Raw genomic sequence first — 18,375 nt, 5'->3', positions numbered from 1 at the left:
AACGGACAAATCCAGACCAAATGGTCAAATAGGATTTATCCGTTTTTTCTTGGGTAAAAAATCCCAAATGAAATAGAAGTCTCTTGACGACAACTCTTTGAGCCCAATGAGAACGATTACAAAGCTCTTTCGATTTGGGCTAAATGGGGACTAGTCATTTGCTGACTTTTCATATAAACTAGAGATAGAAAAGCATAGGAAAAGGAGGAAATATGTTTGATCAAAAAACCTTAGTCATTTTGATGACTCTACTGAGCGAACCATCCATTTCTTTGTATGCTCTTTCTGTTAAGACTAAATTCACCATTAAAGAGCTCCAAGAACAGGTGGATAGTCTCAATCAGTATTTTCGATCCAAAAATTTACCTGCACTCATTGTGTCCGATGGTTCTTATCATTTGCCCGAGGAAATTTCCTCTCAGGCACAGAAAATCATAGAGGAGTTAAAGGAGGAACAGCTCTATCTAGCCCAAAATGAGCGGATTTATCTAATTTTTTTATACACCTTTTGTCGCAGAGATTTTGTCTCCAATAACCATTACCAAGATTTCTTGAAGGTCAGCAAAAACACCTCTCTAACGGATATCAAAAATCTCCGAGAGGTCATGGAAGAATTCGACTTATCTCTGACCTATACACGGGCTGAAGGATATGCCATCCATGGTCTGGAAAAGGACAAGCACCGCCTGGCACTCTACGCGATCAGCGAATTGTTAAAAGAGCCTATCGGCTTCTGGGCCCTGCATCATGTCTTATCCGCATGGGATTACCCAAATAAGTTCGAAGAATTGATGAAGCGGACAGAAGACTATTACAACGCCTTTCAGTTAACTCCCATTCAACACCGCTTAGAAGAGTGCCTCTATCTTATTCTCTTCATTCTCTATCGTTATGGACGAGTCAGTAAACATGCACATCTCGAGAAAGATAAATTCCCCGAATCACTGCAATCTTTGACGGAGATCATTATCCAGGATATCGCTTCTACCTTTCCTTTGAAAAAAAATATAGAACTGGATGCAAAAAATTATTTATCCAGTATCCTATCCGGTTGTTTTGAGGGACAATTAGAGGGGGATGATACTTATTTTCAACACCTAACTAGAAGCGTTGTCGAAAAGATGGAAGAGGTTTCTCTCCTTAATTTTGAACAGCGAGATAAGTTGGAAGATGGCTTGAAACGCCATCTGATTCCAGCTTTCTTCCGACTCAAATACCGCCTATTTTCTACAAATTCTTATACGAGTCAGATAAAAGAAAATTACTCTGATTTATTCGAACTGGTCCAAGCAGGTTTGAAACCCTTGGAAGAAGAAATCGGCTACCCCATCCCAGACGCTGAAATTTCCTATTTCGTGGTTCATTTTGGAGGCTATCTACATCAGAGACCCCAATCCTATCTCCCTTACCGGGCAGTTATCATCTGTCCCAATGGAGTCAGTTCTTCTCTCATCATAAAGGAAAATCTAAAAAAGATTTTTCCAAAGATTGACTTCATTCATACCAGTCGGGTAGAACAATTGACCATCTTAGATGAATCCAATTATGATCTTGTTTTCTCAACGGTGGAAATTTCAAGTAACAAACTAAGCTTCCTGGTATCGGTCCTCATGACAGAGGAGCAGACTCAAGGCTTGATTGAGATGGTTGCCAAAGAATTTCCTGATGCCTGTGAAGACACGATCATCCTAGAACAAGTGATTGAAACGATGAAACAGTATGGTCACATCTCACGTGAATCAGAACTTCGTTCGGCCCTACGAACCCTACTACAAACCAAGGAAAACAGAAAGGACGTGAAGCCCTTGTTACATGAATTAATTACAGAGGCTACTTACCAAACCAGTTCCGAGAAATTGGATTGGAAATCAGCTATTCGCTTGGCGGCTAAACCTCTCCTAGACTCAGGACAAATTGAAAGCTCTTATCCAGAAGCTATGATTGCAAAAGTGGAGGACTTTGGTCCCTTCATCGACCTTGGCAAAGGGATTGCCATTCCGCACGCCCGTCCAGAAGATGGGGTCAACAAGGTCGGCATGTCCATGTTGGTCTTAGAGAACCCTATTTACTTGTTGGACGATCCCAAACATGAAATCCGTCTGCTGCTCTGCATTGCAGCTATTGATAACGAAACACATCTCAAGGCCTTGTCACACTTAACCGCTATCTTGAGGGAAAATGCAAACGTGGAAGCCCTTTTGGCATCCAAATCTTATTCAGACATCAAAAATATTATTAAACAGGAGGCGTAATTATGTTACGAATTGGTGCAGCATGTGGCTCAGGTTTGGGCTCAAGTTTTATGGTACAGATGAACATCGAATCAATCCTACGGGATTTGGGTGTTTCGGATGTGGAAGTGGAACACTATGACTTAGGTGGGGCAACTGCTCGTGATGCCGATGTCTGGATTGTTGGTCGTGATTTAGCAGACTCTGCTACTCACCTAGGGGATGTTCGCCCACTCAATAGCATTATTGATATGGATGAGCTCAAAGAAGTGGTGACAGCTATCTGTCAGGAAAAAGGATTGTTGTAATCTTGTTGAAATTGAACTCAGCCTAAAAACGGCATGAAAAAGATAGATTGCCTTGTGTGCAAGCACGCTACGTGAATCTCCTATTTTCATCTTGTTTTTAACTGCCTCTGTATCTTATTTTTAAGGAGAATTTTATGTTAAAATTTTTGATTGATATCGCTAAAACTCCTGCTATTTTGGTAGCATTGATTGCGATTTTAGGATTGGCGCTTCAGAAAAAATCCGTTTCTGATTTGGTTAAAGGTGGTTTAAAAACCTTTGTTGGTTTCTTGGTTGTAGGTGGTGGAGCAACTCTTCTTTTAACAGCTTTGACACCTTTTGGGCAAATGTTTGAAGTGGCTTTCCACTTAAAAGGGGTTGTCCCAAATAACGAAGCTATCGTTGCCCTAGCCTTAACTGATTATGGTACGGCAACTTCTCTCATCATGCTCTTGGGTATGGTTTTCAATATCTTGATTGCACGTTTCACTAAGTTTAAATACATCTTCTTAACTGGTCACCATACACTCTACATGGCTTGTATGATTGCTGTTATCATGACTGTGGCAGGCTTTACTTCAGCTGGCCTCATCGTGATGGGTGGTTTGGCGCTCGGTATCATTATGACGCTTGCTCCAGCTTTTGTTCAAAAATACATGGTTCAATTAACTGGTAACGATACCGTTGCTCTTGGTCACTTCTCATCTCTTGGATACTGGCTCAGTGGCTTTATCGGTGGAATTGTTGGTGACAAATCCAAATCAACTGAAGATATCAAATTCCCTAAAGGATTGGCTTTCTTGCGTGACTCAACTGTCAGCATTGCCATCTCTATGTCGATCATTTATATCATCGTAGCTATCTTCGCAGGTCCAGAATATATTGAAAAAGAATTGAGTGGCGGCACAAACAGCATGGTTTACGCTCTTCAATTGGGCGGTACTTTTGCCGGAGGTGTCTTCGTTATCCTATCAGGTGTGCGCCTTATCTTGGCTGAAATTGTACCTGCCTTCAAGGGGATTTCTGAAAAATTGGTTCCAAATTCTAAACCAGCCCTTGACTGTCCTATCGTTTACCCATATGCTCCAAATGCTGTATTGATTGGTTTCATCTCTAGCTTTATTGGTGGTTTGGTTAGTATGGCTATCATGATTGGTACTGGTGGTGTCGTGATCTTACCAGGTGTCGTTCCTCACTTCTTCTGTGGTGCTACTGCTGGGGTTATCGGTAATGCATCTGGTGGCATTCGTGGTTCTGTTATCGGTGCCTTTATGCAAGGTGTCCTCATCAGCTTCTTGCCAGTCTTCTTGCTCCCTGTCCTTGGTAATCTTGGATTTGCAGGTTCTACTTTCTCTGATGCAGACTTCGGTCTCTCCGGCATCTTCCTTGGTCTCCTTGCGAAAAATGGTGGTGTCATGACCGTATCCATCGGTATCTTCGCAGTCCTAGCTGGCATGCTTGTTCTCACTATGTTTGGTAAAAAAGCTACTAAGGAGGACTAAAGATGCCTCTTCTAGCAGACGATAACCGACAATTAAAAGAATTAGCCATCGATATTCGAATCTCTATTCTTGAAACCTTGAACCAGCTCGGTTTTGGTCACTATGGTGGTAGTCTATCTATTGTGGAAACCCTGGCAGTCTTATATGGCAACATCATGCCTATGACACCAGAAATCTTTGCCCAAAAAGATCGTGACTACTTTGTTCTCTCCAAGGGACATGCGGGACCTGCTCTCTATGCTACCCTTTATTTGAAAGGATTCTTTGATAAAGACTTCCTCCATTCTCTCAATAGCAATGGCACGCGCTTGCCATCTCATCCTGACCGTAATTTAACACCTGGTGTTGACATGACGACTGGTTCTCTGGGACAGGGAATCAGCGTCGCAACAGGGATCGCCTATGGACAGCTGATTGAGGGCTCTTCTCATCATACCTATGCGATTGTCGGAGATGGTGAATTAAATGAAGGACAATGCTGGGAAGCCTTCCAGTTTGCAGCCCACAAGAAACTCAAAAACCTCATCGTCTTTATCGATGACAACAAAAAACAACTAGATGGAACTACCCAGAAAATTTGCGCCACACAAGACTTTGTCGCAAAAATGCAAGCCTTCGGTTTTGAAGCAAGTCGTGTCAAAGGAGATGACATCCAAGCGATTTACGATGCGATCCTGACAGCGCAAACTTCTCATTCAGACCAACCAAAAGCGATTGTCTTGGATACCATTAAAGGCCAGGGAATTCCCTTCTTAGAAAAAATGGACGCCAATCACCACTTGCGTCTGGATGATACTCTTCGTAGGCAACTAGAGGATGCGATCCGTGAGTTAAAAACAGGTAAGGAGGATCTTACATGACAGCAAAAGAAATGCGCTTAGTCTACCGAGACTTCCTAGCCGAACATGGCTCAGCGAATGAAAAACTAGCTGTTTTAGAAGCTGATCTCTCTAGCTCCATGGCTACAAATAAACTGCCAGAACAATACGGCAAACGCTACGTCAATGTCGGTATCATGGAGGCAGAAATGATGGGTGTCGCTGCCGGTCTATCTGTCCTGGGTTACAAGCCTTACATCCATACTTTTGGACCATTTGCTAGTCGCCGCGTTTTTGATCAGGTCTTTCTCTCACTGGGCTATGCCCAATTAGATGCGACCATTGTCGGATCAGATGCCGGTGTATCCGCAGAAATGAACGGTGGGACCCACATGCCCTTTGAGGATATGGGACTCATGCGTTTGATTCCACAGGCTACTGTCTACGAAGTCAGTGATGATATCCAGTTTAAGGCCGTCTTGGAACAAACTCTAGATAGCAAAGGTCTCAAGTACATCCGCACTATCCGCAAGGCTCCTCAACGTCTGTATACAGAGGACCAAGACTTCTCAAATGGCTACTGTAAGCTCCGTGAGGGAAGTGATGTGACCATCGTCGCTTCTGGTATCATGGTGGCTGAGGCTATTAAAGCAGCAGATGCCTTGGCTGAACAAGGAATTTCTGCTGGCCTTGTCGATCTCTTTCGTATCAAGCCAATTGCAGAAGACTTACGAGCGATTCTCTCAGGAAAACCAGTCATCACAGCTGAAAACCACAATCAAAGCGGTGGCTTAGGCTCTGCCATAACAGAGTTCTTCAGTGAAGATAGTACCACGCCTGTCCGTCGTATCGGTGTTCACGAACGCTTTGGCCAAGTCGGTCAACAAGCCTACCTCATGAAAGAATACGGCCTAACCGCCGAAAATATCACACAAGAAACACAAGATTTTCTTGGCAAATAACCCAAAAATGCTTAGGAGTGATTCCTAGGCATTTTTGCTTCTAAATATTCCTTTTTCCAAGTTTTTTCTTGCATCAAAAATTCGGCTAGTACTAGGATTTTTCCTATTAAATGACTTGATACTAGTGTCAAAATAAACACCATCAAACCCTCTTCATGGGGCTGTAGATTGATATTTCCTAAAACAAAAAGAAAGAATTCTATAAAGATAGGATGAATAAAGTAATAGTAGCTACTGAGTTGCTTTAATTTTGAAAAGTTGACTGTTCCCAAAATCTTGGTTGACAAACTGAAATGAAAAAGGAAGAAAGCGAAGGGGATAGAAAACAGAATGAAATTTTTATCTATCCCTTGATTGAAATAGATGAGAGTTGATTCAGAAGCAAGACCTACAAATGAAGCTACTAGAAAATAAGTTCCATATCTTTTCATAAAATCGTTTTGATAAAAATCATAAAGTAAGCAACCAGCATAGAGATAGGCAGGAACATAAAAGAGGAAATTGCGGCTAGTTTGGAAGATAGCCAGGTAGCTGGTGAAAAAATTTCCCAAAGTTGTATGTTCAATAAAGAGGGAGTATGTTTCCATAGCACCAAAAGAGTACAGAAGAAAAACCAAAAGGCCGGTCATTTTTTTACCAAAAACCCTCAGCATGCCTTGCAACAAGAACCAACCAAAAATAAATGCGGGAATATACCAAAGATGATATGACATACCAGTATAAAATAAGCCTATGAAGAAGCCTGGAAAAAGATAGTAAGACGGCAACTTCGAATTTGAAAAGTAGAAATAACCATAGGGGAGATAGAGAACTGTCCATATCAGATACTTCTTAATCAGACTTTGAAAATATTCCTTAACCTTCCTTCCTTGAGTAGCATGAGTTTTTAGAAAGAAAGAACTACAAACCATAAAATAAGGTACCGCCATCCTCCCAAAAACAGATTTAGCCAAAAAATGCAACGGTTCACTTTCAAATAAACGACCGCTGTGGATCACAATAACCGCTATTGAGAAGACATATTGAAGGATACTGACCATAGCCAGATTATCCTGAAACTCCTTTTTCTTCAATGAAATAATCATCCCTTCTCAAATGAATCAACGAAAACTCCAATTTTTCATATATCGATGAGTAAAAATATTCATGATAACATATCCCAATAAGAGGAAAGTAAACAATATAATAACATTAATAGCAAAACCAAAACCCATAAGACCATTCTCTTTATCAAGCAAACTAAGCATATCTTTGACATTGGTTTGATTAACTGGGAAAAAATATAGATAAGTGCTTAGTGGATCATTTTTCAAAGCCTGCATCAAGAGGGCTGGTAAGAAATAGAGGCCTGTAGTTCCCGCAAAAGCAGACAAGGGAGACTTTACTAAGACGGAAATAAGGAGACTAACAGCCACCGTAAAGAGAATGCCTACGAATTGGAGACAAATTACCCAAATATAAACCTGCAAATGATTCCATTCCAAGGGAAAATCGTAGAGCTTCATAATGAAATTTGCTTGAATACTGCTCTTCCAACCGCTAATATCATTCATAGCTGTAAAAGCGAGGAAATTGATACTGTGAATCAGGAGAAAAAGACTACTTGACGCTAAAGTTCCAGCTAGTATCTTACTGCTTAATAATTTGCTCCTCCCCCACTTGGTAGTAAAGAGAAGTTGGTTCAGATTTCGAGATGTATCATCTGCAAATACTAGTGAACAGACTAGAGAAACAAGAAGAGAGATCAGAAAAGAAAGATTACCCAAAACCTTGTAGAGTTCTGTCCATGGAATAAAATTGCCTAGTTGCACTAAATGATCAAATGTTTTAAAATTCTTATCCGACACTTTTTGGAGCGGAACTTCTTCAATTAATAATTTTTCATTATTTTCCAATTTTTCGGTCATTGCTAGATAGAGATCATAATTCTTTCTAGGAACAAAAGAACTTGTCACATACCAATAAAATGGATAGAAGACCAAAGATTCTCCCTGCTCATCCTGCCAAAAATTAATATAATCGGAGATTATCATTTCAACTTTTTCATCAGTCAAATCTCCTGTATATTTTTCTTTGATAACTCTTTCCAACTTTGCGGGATAACCAGCTTCTACATTGTGTCTTCCGGCCATATTTTCTTGTGAATAGTAATAGCCAACATAGAAAATCCCAAGGAGGAGAAATACAGATACCACAAGGGCACCGATGACTGTTCGATTTTTAAAAATCTTAGTCAGTTCAAATTTAGTTAATTTCATCATAACGCTGTCCTCCTTCCCTGAAATAATAAAGATAAAGATCTTCTAAAGAAGCTGGAACTTGTTTGGCATTAAAAATTGGACATTGAGAAGATATAATTTTGACAATTACTCCACCTTCATCATTACGACGATTACTGATTAGGAAGCGTTCCTCCAAACAATCCGCTTCTGATTGTGAAACAAGGCATTCCCAAACCTGGCCTTGTATTTCTGTCAGTAAATTGAAAACGCTCCCTCGACTTTGCAGGATACCGTCTTTTAGAATCAATATTTCATCTGCCACAGATTCAAGATCTGAAACGATGTGGGTAGATAGAATAACAATTTTCTCTCTGGAAAGGTTGCTAAGGAGCTTCCTAAATTTGACTCTTTCTTTTGGATCTAAGCCCACCGTCGGCTCATCTAAAATAAGGACTCGCGGGTCATTAATCAAAGTTTGGGCAATCCCTAAACGCTGCTTCATCCCGCCAGAATAACTGCTGATTTTCTTGTTTTTAACTTCAGACAGCCCAACAAAATCCAGCAATTCCAAGCAACGTTTTTTAGCTAACTTGCTATTGAGTCCCTTCAAAGCCGCAATATAGAGCATAAATTTGAGACCAGAAAAATCAGGATAATAGCTAAAATCTTGTGGCAAGTATCCAAGGACTGTCCGAAAAGCCTCTGATTGCTTCTGGATATCTTTTTGGTTGTATAAGACATATCCCTCATCAGGTTTTAAGAGCCCACAAATGACTCGAAAAAGAGTTGTCTTGCCAGAACCGTTTGCTCCTAAAAGACCATAAATTCCTGGCTTAAGTGCGAAGGAAATCTGTTTTAAAACTTGGCTATTTCCATATTTCTTTGAAATGTTTTCTAATCTTAATTCCATTCGAAAACGTCCTCTCCTAGGATTTTTAGAAATTGTTGCTTGAGCAAGTAGAAGAAAATAAGCGCCGTTCCCAAGCAAACCAGCCACCAGTAAGTCAAGGACAGTTGGTAAATTTTAAAACTATTGCTAGCCAAAAAGAAAGTTAAACAAACAATCCCTGATGTAAGCCAGATAATATGACGATGAAGATGATTACGCCACATAGTCACCAATAAAAAGAGAATGATACATATGATATTATAAGGAACCAATAGGTAAACAAGGACAGTCAAAACTGGTAATTCAAATCGGTTGCTAGTTAATAAGGATAGCAATAGGATAAGGAACATATCTACTAAACCAAAAATCAACAATTTTACCATAGTATGTTGACCTAGGTTGTATTTAAAACTCTCCTCCAGCTCCCACATGCCACTGGTAAAACTCTTAAAGAGTTCATCCATGAAAAAGAGAACCGAGACAGCCATGAGACCAGTCAAGGTTTGTATAATCAAGCTGCTTTTTTCTTCTTTTCCAATTCCCGAAATTAGAAAAATACTGATTAGGAAAAGTCCCAGTTGAATCAACCAAATTTTCCAGTCAATGAAACGCAAGGTGGACACTAACAAATCTAAGATAGAATATCGCCGTAATTGAGCAGTTTCTATCACTTCTTTACCTTTTGTAAGTAATTCTGCCTTCCCTTTCAAATATGGCTCAACAGAATACCTTTCTAAACGCTCTCTTATATGTTTAGTCATTGTCAAACTCCTCTTTATCTAACCATCTAGCCAATTTTTGCAAAGCTTGATGAATCCTTGACTGGGCTGTCGCTACTCCAACACCTGTCACCTTAGCAATATCCGCAATCTTCAAGTTTTGATAATAGCGTAAAATTATAGCTTCTCTCTGTGGGTCTGGCAGCTGGTTTAAAGCTTCTTGAATTAGCTGACTCTCTTCTTTCTTGAACAAGCTTTCTTCAATACTCTCTGCCTGATTAGTCAAAAAATTCTCATTCAACTGAACTTGTTCAAGCTGCTTCTTTCTAATATAACTATTGCAATGATTGACTGCGATAGTATAGAGATAATTGTAAAACTTGCCTTTATACCTATATTTTTGGATAGCACCAATCACTTTCAGAAAGATATCCTGTGTCAAATCACCAGCCAGAGAACGATTGCCAAAGGTGCGGCGTAAACAATAGGCAAATATTTGATCATAATATTTATCAACCAAAACTTCAAAAGCATCTGTATCTCCTCGTTTTATCCTCATTATCAAAAAATAATCTTCAATCATCTGGTTCATTCCATTCTCTTCTTATCACTTCATATACTATTAACTCTATTTTATCGAAAATCATTTAAGTATATGAAACTTTTTTAAAATAATTTGAATTTAGAAGTAGTTTTATAAAATCACATTTCTCCTTAAATTTCCTTTTATATACTTTACTGCAAACAAAGGAGCTAAATCAATCAGCCTTGAGACTAGCTCGGTAACAAAAATCCTATCTAGTCTTCGTGCCCAAAGAAGCGCTTTTGTAAAAAGCAGATTGATTCTTATCTCTCCTACCTCAGACGGATAAGAGTTTTTTATTACCCTATCTTAAGGTTTTTTTCGCATTTTGTGCTACAATAATAGAATGTCAAGTATTGTTTTACAATTGAGTGAAAAAGAAAAAAGTCAGGTTAAATCCAGCTTTTCTTATGCTACTCAGCCAAGCAAAAACCCTTATGTAGAAGCCTTTTTCAAGCCGGATGGTGCCAGCATTACCATCTATTCATCTGGTAAAGTTATGTTTCAAGGTGAAAAAGCCGAGACTTATGCTCAAAAATGGGGGCACAAACCCAGTACCTCAACAACTACTCAGCAAAACAACCCCATGATCGGGACCGATGAAGTGGGCAATGGCTCCTACTTCGGTGGTTTGAGCGTGGTGGCTTCTTATGTCAAACCTGCTGATCACGACTTTCTAAAAAGCTTGGGCGTCGACGATTCTAAAAAGATGACGGACCAAAAAATCCGCCAAATCGCACCTCTACTGAAAAAAAAGATAGCCCACCAGGCACTCCTCCTTGCACCGCAAAAATACAACGAAGTTATCGAGCAAGGTTACAATGCCGTATCGATCAAGGTAGCTCTTCACAATCAGGCCATTTTCTTGCTCTTGCAAAAAGGGGTTCAAGCTGATCAAATCGTGATTGATGCCTTTACCAGTCCTAAAAATTATGAAAAATATGTCCGCCAGGAAAGTAATCAAGTCCCACAGGCCATCTCTTTGATTGAAAAAGCTGAGAGCAAATACCTAGCAGTAGCTGTTTCTTCGATCATCGCACGTGCCATGTTTTTAGACAATCTAGATCAGCTGGGACAAGGCATCGGTATCACTCTTCCATCTGGTGCGGGACACAAATCCGATGTCGTTGCCAGCCAAATTTTACGCACACATGGCATGGCTGGACTAGCGAAAACGGCCAAGTTGCACTTCGCCAACACCCAAAAAGCTCAAAAACTCCTAAAATGAGGTATGTATGAAATCATTTATCAAAGAATGGGGACTCTTTACCCTAATCGTCGCCATCATCATCATTTCCCGCTGGTTGATTTGGAGCCCAGTGACTGTCGATGGTCACTCTATGGACCCGACATTACATGACCAGGAACGCCTCATCATGTACCGCACCAAAGATATCGATCGTTTTGACATCGTTGTGGCTAGTGAGCCGGATGGTAATGGCAAGGAAAAACTCATTGTCAAACGGGTCATTGGTATGCCAGGTGATACGCTTCGTTTTGAAAATGATGTTCTCTACATCAACGATGAGAAGGTTGACGAATCTTACCTCAAAGAGTATCGGGACGCTTTTGCAGAGGACAAACTCCAAAGTATTTATTCCTACAATAAGCAATTCCAATCAACTGCCCAGATTGCTCCAGCCTTTACTTTAGACAGTAATTTTCAGCCACAATTTACTGTGACGATTTCTGAAGGGCAGTATTTCTTACTTGGAGATGACCGCTTGGTTTCACTGGATAGTCGCCAAGTTGGTTCGTTCTCCAAAGATGCTATTCAAGGAAAAATTATTTTCCGCATGTGGCCTCTCAATCGCATCGGTCTATTTTAAGAGTTACAGGGAGTGGGATAGGATTTTCTTGAAAATCAGACTCCCACTCTTTTTATTCCCATGACAACCCTAACAGAAAGCTAATCGGATGACTTCTGAACTTTATTTTTCCGGTACGATTGACCGGCTTATTTTTGAAAACCCATCTAATTTTTACAAGATATTATTGCTGGAAATCGATGAAACCAATGCTGATTTTGAAGATTATGAGGTCATCGTTACCGGTACCATGGCTGAGGTCATGGAAGGGGAAGACTACCGTTTTTATGGTCAATTGGTCACCCATCCTAAATACGGCCAACAACTCCAAATCACCCGTTATGAGCGGAGCAAACCCACTTCTGCCGGCCTCATCAAGTATTTCTCTAGTGAGCATTTCAAAGGGATTGGTCGCAAGACCGCTGAGAAAATTGTCGAAATCTATGGCGAAAATACCATTGACCACATCCTGGCGGAACCTGAGAAACTGTCCTCCATTCGAGGGCTTTCTGATAAAAATCGCCAGCTTTTTGTGGATACCTTGCGGATCAACTATGGGACAGAGATGATTTTGGCCAAGCTGGCTGAATACGGTATCCCCAACAAATTATCCTTTCAGATCCAAGATACTTACAAGGAAAAAACCCTTGAAACGATTGAAGACAATCCCTATCAATTAGTTGAGGACATCCAAGGGATGGGCTTTGTTATCGCTGATAAAATTGCCGAAAATTTAGGGATCGAAACCGACTCTCCCAAGCGCTTTCGGGCAGGACTTCTGTATAGTTTGCTTCAACAATCGATGGAAACAGGTGATACCTATGTGGAAGCCAGGGATCTCTTAGAAGCCACTCTGACTGTTCTAGAGCAAGCGAGACAAGTTGAACTGGACCCCGCGGCCGTGGCCCAGGAATTAACCGGTTTGATTTCAGATGGAAAACTGCAGCAAGTGGGTACCAAAATCTTTGATAACAGCCTCTACTTTGCCGAAGAAGGTATCAAAAAAAGCCTGACCAGACTACTTGAAAAAAATACCCTAAACAGTTTTGAGAGAAGAGACATTGAACAAGCTATCGCTCACTTAGAAGAGGAAGCCAATATCCACTATGATAGCATCCAAAAGGAGGCTATCGTCCAAGCCATTAACAATCCCCTCTTTATCCTGACTGGTGGTCCCGGAACTGGAAAAACAACTGTTATCAATGGGATAATCGCAGTTTATGCCCTCCTTCATAAGATCAATCTAACCAAATCAAGCGGAGATTTTCCTATCCTACTAGCCGCTCCGACCGGACGGGCTGCTCGCCGTATGAATGAGTTGACCGGTCTGCCTAGTGCTACTATCCACCGTCATCTAGGGCTCATCGAAGATCAAGGCGAAAGTCACCGGGATGACTACTTGGATGCTGATTTTATCATCGTAGATGAATTTTCCATGGTGGATACCTGGCTGGCCAACCAGCTCTTTCAAAACATCTCCTCCAACACCCAGGTCCTCATTGTGGGAGATGCTGAGCAATTGCCGTCTGTCAGCCCAGGCCAAGTTCTAGCTGACCTCCTTCAGATTCCCCAACTGCCAAGCATTACCTTGGAAAAAATCTACAGACAATCCCAAGACTCGACCATTGTCCATCTAGCTAGCCATATTCGACAGGGGCATTTACCAGCAGACTTCCGAGAAAAAAAGGCTGACCGATCTTATTTTGAGGCCGTCAATGAGCAAATACCCACTATGGTAGAACGCATCGTATCTGCAGCAGTCAAATCAGGCATTCCAGCGGACCAAGTACAAATTCTCGCTCCCATGTACCGAGGGGTCTCAGGTATTGATCAGCTCAACAAGTTGACCCAAAATCTTTTGAATCCTCTGGAAAGCGGAGAAATTGAATTTCCAAATAATGACCATATTTTCCGCCAAGGAGATCGCGTTATTCATCTAGTCAACGATGCTGAGAGCAACGTTTTCAATGGTGATCTGGGCTATATTACTGACCTCCTACCAGCTAAGTACAGTGACTCCAAGCAAGATGAAATCACCATCCGTTTTGAAGGTTCTGAAATTACGTATCCCCGTAATGAATGGTACAAAATCACTCTAGCCTATGCCATGTCCATCCATAAGTCACAAGGCAGTGAATTTCAGGTCGTGATCCTGCCCATTACCCACTCTAGCCAACGCATGTTGCAACGCAATCTCATCTATACGGCCATCACTCGTTCAAAAAGCAAGTTAATCCTCTTGGGACAACTGTCTGCCTTCGATCAGGCTATCAAACATGCCGGAACTATCCGGAAAACCTATTTGGTTCAACGCTTCTTCCCTGCAATAGCGGAAGAAAATCAATCTGACATGGCAGTTGACCAAGAAAAGAAGACAGAGATTCTTAGCAACCATTCAGAAAAGTTAGATGAAACTAATCTTGCTCAGCAAGATCATTCAAAGGCAAGAGCAGACAATTATATCCTGACAAAAGAAAATATCCTGTCTATCGACCCCATGATTGGACTGACAGATCAGGATATCCAGACTTTTTTCAAGTTATGAGAATCCGGAAAACCATGACTTAGCTCTCTGAGGAGCTAGGGGATGGTTTTTTATTTATTCTCCAACCTTATCTTCCAAATTGGTCAAGGTAATCCCCAGAAGACGGACTCCTTTATTTGTTTCTCCAAGCGAATCAAAGATTTCCTCACTGATGCGCAAAATCTCTTCTTGATCAGCTGTGGGAAAATCCAGTGTCCGACGCTTGGTCAAAGTGGTAAAATCAGCATAGCGGACTTTGATAACGATGGTCCTGCCCACCTTACCATGCTTATCCAGACTGACTGCTACTCGCTGAGCTAAGGAGGACAGTTCCTTGTTCACATCTTCAAGTCGGTAGAGGAGCTTGCCGTAGGTCCGCTCCTTGCCAACAGACTTGCGAATGCGATGAGTCTTGACGGGAGAGTTAGAAATTCCACGAGCCTTGCGATAGAGATCAAAGCCAAAGCGACCAAATTTATCGATGAGAGTCATCTCAGGAATCTCTAGCAGATCTGAGCCCTTAAAAACGCCCATACCATGCAGGCGTTCCACAGACTTTTTTCCGACTCCGTAAAATTTCTCAATCGGCAGTTCAGACAAAATAGAAGCAGCATCATCCGGACGGATAAGGGTCAAGCCACACGGCTTTTCCATATCAGAAGCGATTTTAGCTAAAAATTTATTATAAGAAACACCTGCCGAAGCCGTCAATTTCAACTCATTCCAAATATCGTACTGAATGAGCTTAGCGATTTTGACAGCCGATGAAATGCCCAGTTTATTTTCTGTCACATCCAAATAAGCCTCATCGATGGACATGGGCTCCACTAAATCCGTATAACGAAAGAAAATCTCTCGTAACTCTTGCCCGACTTTCAGATATTTATCGTAATGACCAGAAATAAAGATTCCCTGTGGGCAACGTTCATAAGCTTCCTTGGAAGACATGGCCGAATGAACACCAAATTCCCTTGCTTCATAAGAACAGGTTGAGACGACACCACGCCCACCTGATTGCCTCGGATCCCTAGCAATGATGACCGGTTTTCCTCTCAAAGATGGGTTATCTCTCACTTCAATAGCAGCAAAAAAGGCATCCATATCTATGTGGATGATTTTTCTAGATATGTCATTTATAAGGGGGAAAATGAGCATCACTATCCTCTTTCGTTTAATTTTTATGCATTAGTTCATTATATCACATTCTAACTGTTTCATCCCGAAATCAGAGTTCCATTTCAGACATGAAACCCCTTTCTTCTATCCTCATTTTCATATTTTCATTTTTAGCTCAAGCCAATAAGACCAGTATATCAAGCTATTCGTGAATTTTCTCACAATTCTCATGTAAATATTTTCACATTTTTCATATATTTTCAAGTTATTTCCGGTTGTAAATTGACTTTTCACATGTTATAATGAGTGTACAAATGCATGTCAATGCATAAACTTTTAAAGGAGAAATCTCATGTCAACAAAAGTTAAAACTAAAAATGTTGCTGAAGACATTTTTGCCAAAGCTTGGGACGGTTTTGTCGGTACAGACTGGCAAGAAAAAGCGAGTGTCACTCGTTTCGTACAAGCAAACTACAAGCCATATGACGGCGACGAAAGCTTCTTGGCTGGTCCAACTGAGCGTTCATTGAAAATCAAAAAGATTATCGAAGAAACAAAAGCTCACTATGAAGACACTCGTTTCCCAATGGATATCGATCGTGCGACTTCGATCGCCGATATCCCAGCTGGCTACATCGATCAAGAAAATGAAGTTATCTTCGGTATCCAAAACGATGAACTCTTCAAACTCAACTTCATGCCTCGCGGTGGTATCCGTATGGCTGAAACGACTTTGATCGAAAATGGATACACTCCTGATCCTCTTCTCCATGAAATTTACACAAAACATGCGACAACAGTAAACGACGGTATCTTCCGTGCTTATACTTCAAACATCCGTCGCGCGCGTCACTCTCACCACGTTTCTGGTCTTCCAGATGCTTACTCACGTGGACGTATCATCGGTATGTACGCTCGTCTTGCACTATACGGAGCTGACTACTTGATGGAAGAGAAAGTGAAAGATTGGAACGCCATCGTAGAGATTGACGAAGAAACAATCCGTCTCCGCGAAGAAATCAATCTTCAATACCAAGCACTCCAACAAGTCGTTGCCCTCGGTGACCACTATGGTGTAGATGTTCGCAAACCAGCTGAAAACACAAAAGAAGCGATTCAATGGGTAAACATCGCCTTCATGGCCGTCTGCCGTGTTATCAATGGTGCAGCAACTTCTCTTGGACGTGTGCCAATCGTTTTGGATATCTATGCTGAACGTGACTTGGCTCGCGGTACTTTCACTGAATCTGAAATCCAAGAATTCGTTGATGATTTCGTATTGAAACTCCGTACCGTTAAATTTGCTCGTACAAAAGCCTTTGACGAAATCTATTCAGGTGACCCAACTTTCTTGACAACTTCTATGGCTGGTATGGGGAACGACGGTCGTCACCGTGTTACTAAGATGGATTTCCGTTTCTTGAACACTCTTGACAATATCGGTAACTCTCCAGAACCAAACTTGACAGTTCTTTGGACAGATAAATTGCCATATGCTTTCCGTCGCTACTGTATGGCAATGAGCCACAAACACTCCTCTATCCAATACGAAGGTGTAACAACAATGGCAAAAGACGGTTACGGCGAAATGAGCTGTATCTCATGTTGTGTATCTCCACTTGATCCAGAAAGCGAAAACGAACGCCACAACATCCAATACTTCGGTGCTCGTGTCAACGTATTGAAAGGTCTCCTTTCCAGTTGGAACGGCGGTTACGACGATGTACACAAAGACTACAAAGTATTTGATGGCGTTGAACCGGATAAATCTGAAATCTTTGACTACGATACAGTTATCAAAAACTTTGAAATTGCCCTTGACTGGTTGACGGACACCTATGTAGATGCCATGAATATCATCCACTACATGACAGATAAGTACAACTACGAAGCAGTACAAATGGCCTTCTTGCCAACTCACTTGCGTGCTAACATGGGATTCGGTATCTGTGGTTTCGCCAATACAGTTGACTCATTGTCAGCCATCAAATACGCTCAAGTAAAACCAGTTCGTGACGAAGACGGCTTCATCTACGACTATGAAGTAACTGGTGACTTCCCTCGTTATGGTGAAGATGATGACCGTGTAGATGATATCGCTAAATGGTTGATGGAAGCATTCTTCACTCGCCTCAACCGCCACAAACTCTACAAAAATGCTGAAGCGACTGTTTCAATCTTGACCATCACTTCAAACGTTGCCTACTCAAAACAAACGGCTAACTCTCCAGTACACCGTGGTGTATTCCTCAACGAAGATGGCACAACCAACACTTCTAAAGTAGAATTCTTCCCACCAGGTGCTAACCCAACTTCTAAAGCACGTGGCGGTTGGTTGCAAAATCTCAATTCTTTGGCTAAACTAAACTTCAAACATGCCAATGATGGTATCTCGCTCACTACTCAAGTTTCACCAAAAGCTCTTGGTAAAACATTTGATGAGCAAGTTAACAACTTGGTAACAATCCTTGATGGTTACTTTGAAGGTGGCGGTCAGCACGTTAACTTGAACGTTATGGACTTGAAAGATGTTTATGATAAAATCATGGCCGGCGAAGATGTTATCGTTCGTATCTCAGGCTACTGTGTCAATACTAAGTATCTCTCTAAAGAACAAAAAATGGAATTGACTCACCGCGTCTTCCACGAAGTGCTTTCTTTGGACGAATCAGTGCCAGACTTGATTAAATAAACAAAACAAAAGAAGAGATCCT

General features: G+C 41.2%; 15 protein-coding genes. 9 read left to right on the top strand and 6 right to left on the bottom strand.

The features are described from left to right. Nucleotides 1–212: 212 nt before the first annotated feature. The 5 genes from BN1356_RS02290 (at nt 213) to BN1356_RS02270 (ending at nt 5,800) form a co-directional block, all read left to right on the top strand. Nucleotides 213–2,252 (top strand): BglG family transcription antiterminator, encoded by a 2,040-nt coding sequence (locus tag BN1356_RS02290; RefSeq protein ID WP_093649809.1) that lies wholly within the window; start codon nt 213–215, stop codon nt 2,250–2,252. Between the two features lie 2 nt (nt 2,253–2,254). Then, nucleotides 2,255–2,539 carry a PTS sugar transporter subunit IIB gene (locus BN1356_RS02285; protein WP_093649808.1) on the top strand — a complete coding sequence of 95 codons (285 nt, stop codon included), beginning with the start codon at nt 2,255–2,257 and terminating at the stop codon, nt 2,537–2,539. Nucleotides 2,540–2,673: 134 nt separating this feature from the next. Beyond that, complete coding sequence (locus BN1356_RS02280) at nt 2,674–4,020, top strand: PTS ascorbate transporter subunit IIC (RefSeq protein WP_093649807.1); 1,347 nt, start codon at nt 2,674–2,676, stop codon at nt 4,018–4,020. A 2-nt stretch (nt 4,021–4,022) separates the two neighbouring features. After that, nucleotides 4,023–4,880 (top strand): transketolase, encoded by an 858-nt coding sequence (locus BN1356_RS02275; protein ID WP_093649806.1) that lies wholly within the window; start codon nt 4,023–4,025, stop codon nt 4,878–4,880. After that, on the top strand, nt 4,877–5,800 hold the full coding sequence (locus BN1356_RS02270; protein WP_093649805.1) for a transketolase family protein: 924 nt from the start codon (nt 4,877–4,879) through the stop codon (nt 5,798–5,800). Before BN1356_RS02275 ends, BN1356_RS02270 begins: the two co-directional genes overlap by 4 nt. 11 nt (nt 5,801–5,811) lie before the next feature. On the opposite strand, the gene BN1356_RS02265 is transcribed toward BN1356_RS02270, so the two are convergent. From BN1356_RS02265 to BN1356_RS02245, 5 genes are read right to left on the bottom strand one after another with little or no spacing between them, the layout of a single operon-like run. After that, complete coding sequence (locus tag BN1356_RS02265) at nt 5,812–6,885, bottom strand: acyltransferase family protein (RefSeq protein ID WP_093649804.1); 1,074 nt, start codon at nt 6,883–6,885, stop codon at nt 5,812–5,814. Between the two features lie 15 nt (nt 6,886–6,900). Then, nucleotides 6,901–8,061: an ABC transporter permease subunit gene (locus tag BN1356_RS02260; protein ID WP_093649803.1), complete on the bottom strand. Its 1,161-nt coding sequence runs from the start codon at nt 8,059–8,061 to the stop codon at nt 6,901–6,903. Further along, nucleotides 8,045–8,932, bottom strand: coding sequence for an ABC transporter ATP-binding protein (locus BN1356_RS02255; RefSeq protein ID WP_093649802.1), 888 nt, complete (start codon nt 8,930–8,932; stop codon nt 8,045–8,047). The genes BN1356_RS02260 and BN1356_RS02255 overlap by 17 nt, the downstream gene beginning before the upstream one ends. Then, nucleotides 8,923–9,672, bottom strand: a complete 750-nt coding sequence (locus tag BN1356_RS02250; protein ID WP_093649801.1) for a hypothetical protein — start codon at nt 9,670–9,672, stop codon at nt 8,923–8,925. Before BN1356_RS02250 ends, BN1356_RS02255 begins: the two co-directional genes overlap by 10 nt. Continuing rightward, nucleotides 9,665–10,213 (bottom strand): RNA polymerase sigma factor, encoded by a 549-nt coding sequence (locus BN1356_RS02245; RefSeq protein ID WP_093650040.1) that lies wholly within the window; start codon nt 10,211–10,213, stop codon nt 9,665–9,667. The genes BN1356_RS02250 and BN1356_RS02245 overlap by 8 nt, the downstream gene beginning before the upstream one ends. 346 nt (nt 10,214–10,559) lie before the next feature. Here BN1356_RS02245 and rnhC point away from each other — a divergent pair, with 346 nt between their 5' ends. From rnhC to recD2, 3 genes are all read left to right on the top strand, one after another. Then, nucleotides 10,560–11,441: a ribonuclease HIII gene (gene rnhC, locus BN1356_RS02240; protein WP_093649800.1), complete on the top strand. Its 882-nt coding sequence runs from the start codon at nt 10,560–10,562 to the stop codon at nt 11,439–11,441. A gap of 7 nt (nt 11,442–11,448) precedes the next feature. Beyond that, nucleotides 11,449–12,042: a signal peptidase I gene (gene lepB / locus BN1356_RS02235; protein WP_093649799.1), complete on the top strand. Its 594-nt coding sequence runs from the start codon at nt 11,449–11,451 to the stop codon at nt 12,040–12,042. A gap of 88 nt (nt 12,043–12,130) precedes the next feature. Beyond that, on the top strand, nt 12,131–14,566 hold the full coding sequence (gene recD2 / locus BN1356_RS02230) for an SF1B family DNA helicase RecD2 (RefSeq protein WP_093649798.1): 2,436 nt from the start codon (nt 12,131–12,133) through the stop codon (nt 14,564–14,566). A 54-nt stretch (nt 14,567–14,620) separates the two neighbouring features. On the opposite strand, the gene dinB is transcribed toward recD2, so the two are convergent. Beyond that, nucleotides 14,621–15,700, bottom strand: a complete 1,080-nt coding sequence (gene dinB, locus BN1356_RS02225) for a DNA polymerase IV (RefSeq protein WP_093649797.1) — start codon at nt 15,698–15,700, stop codon at nt 14,621–14,623. A gap of 313 nt (nt 15,701–16,013) precedes the next feature. On the opposite strand from dinB, the gene pflB reads away from it, so the two are divergent. Further along, nucleotides 16,014–18,353 (top strand): formate C-acetyltransferase, encoded by a 2,340-nt coding sequence (gene pflB / locus BN1356_RS02220; RefSeq protein WP_093649796.1) that lies wholly within the window; start codon nt 16,014–16,016, stop codon nt 18,351–18,353. The last annotated feature ends 22 nt before the right edge of the window (nt 18,354–18,375 follow it).

It is taken from the genome of Streptococcus varani (genome assembly GCF_001375655.1).
Taxonomy (GTDB): domain Bacteria; phylum Bacillota; class Bacilli; order Lactobacillales; family Streptococcaceae; genus Streptococcus; species Streptococcus varani.
Note: the sequence above shows the minus strand (reverse complement) of the source record. Positions and strands in the feature narration are given on the sequence as shown.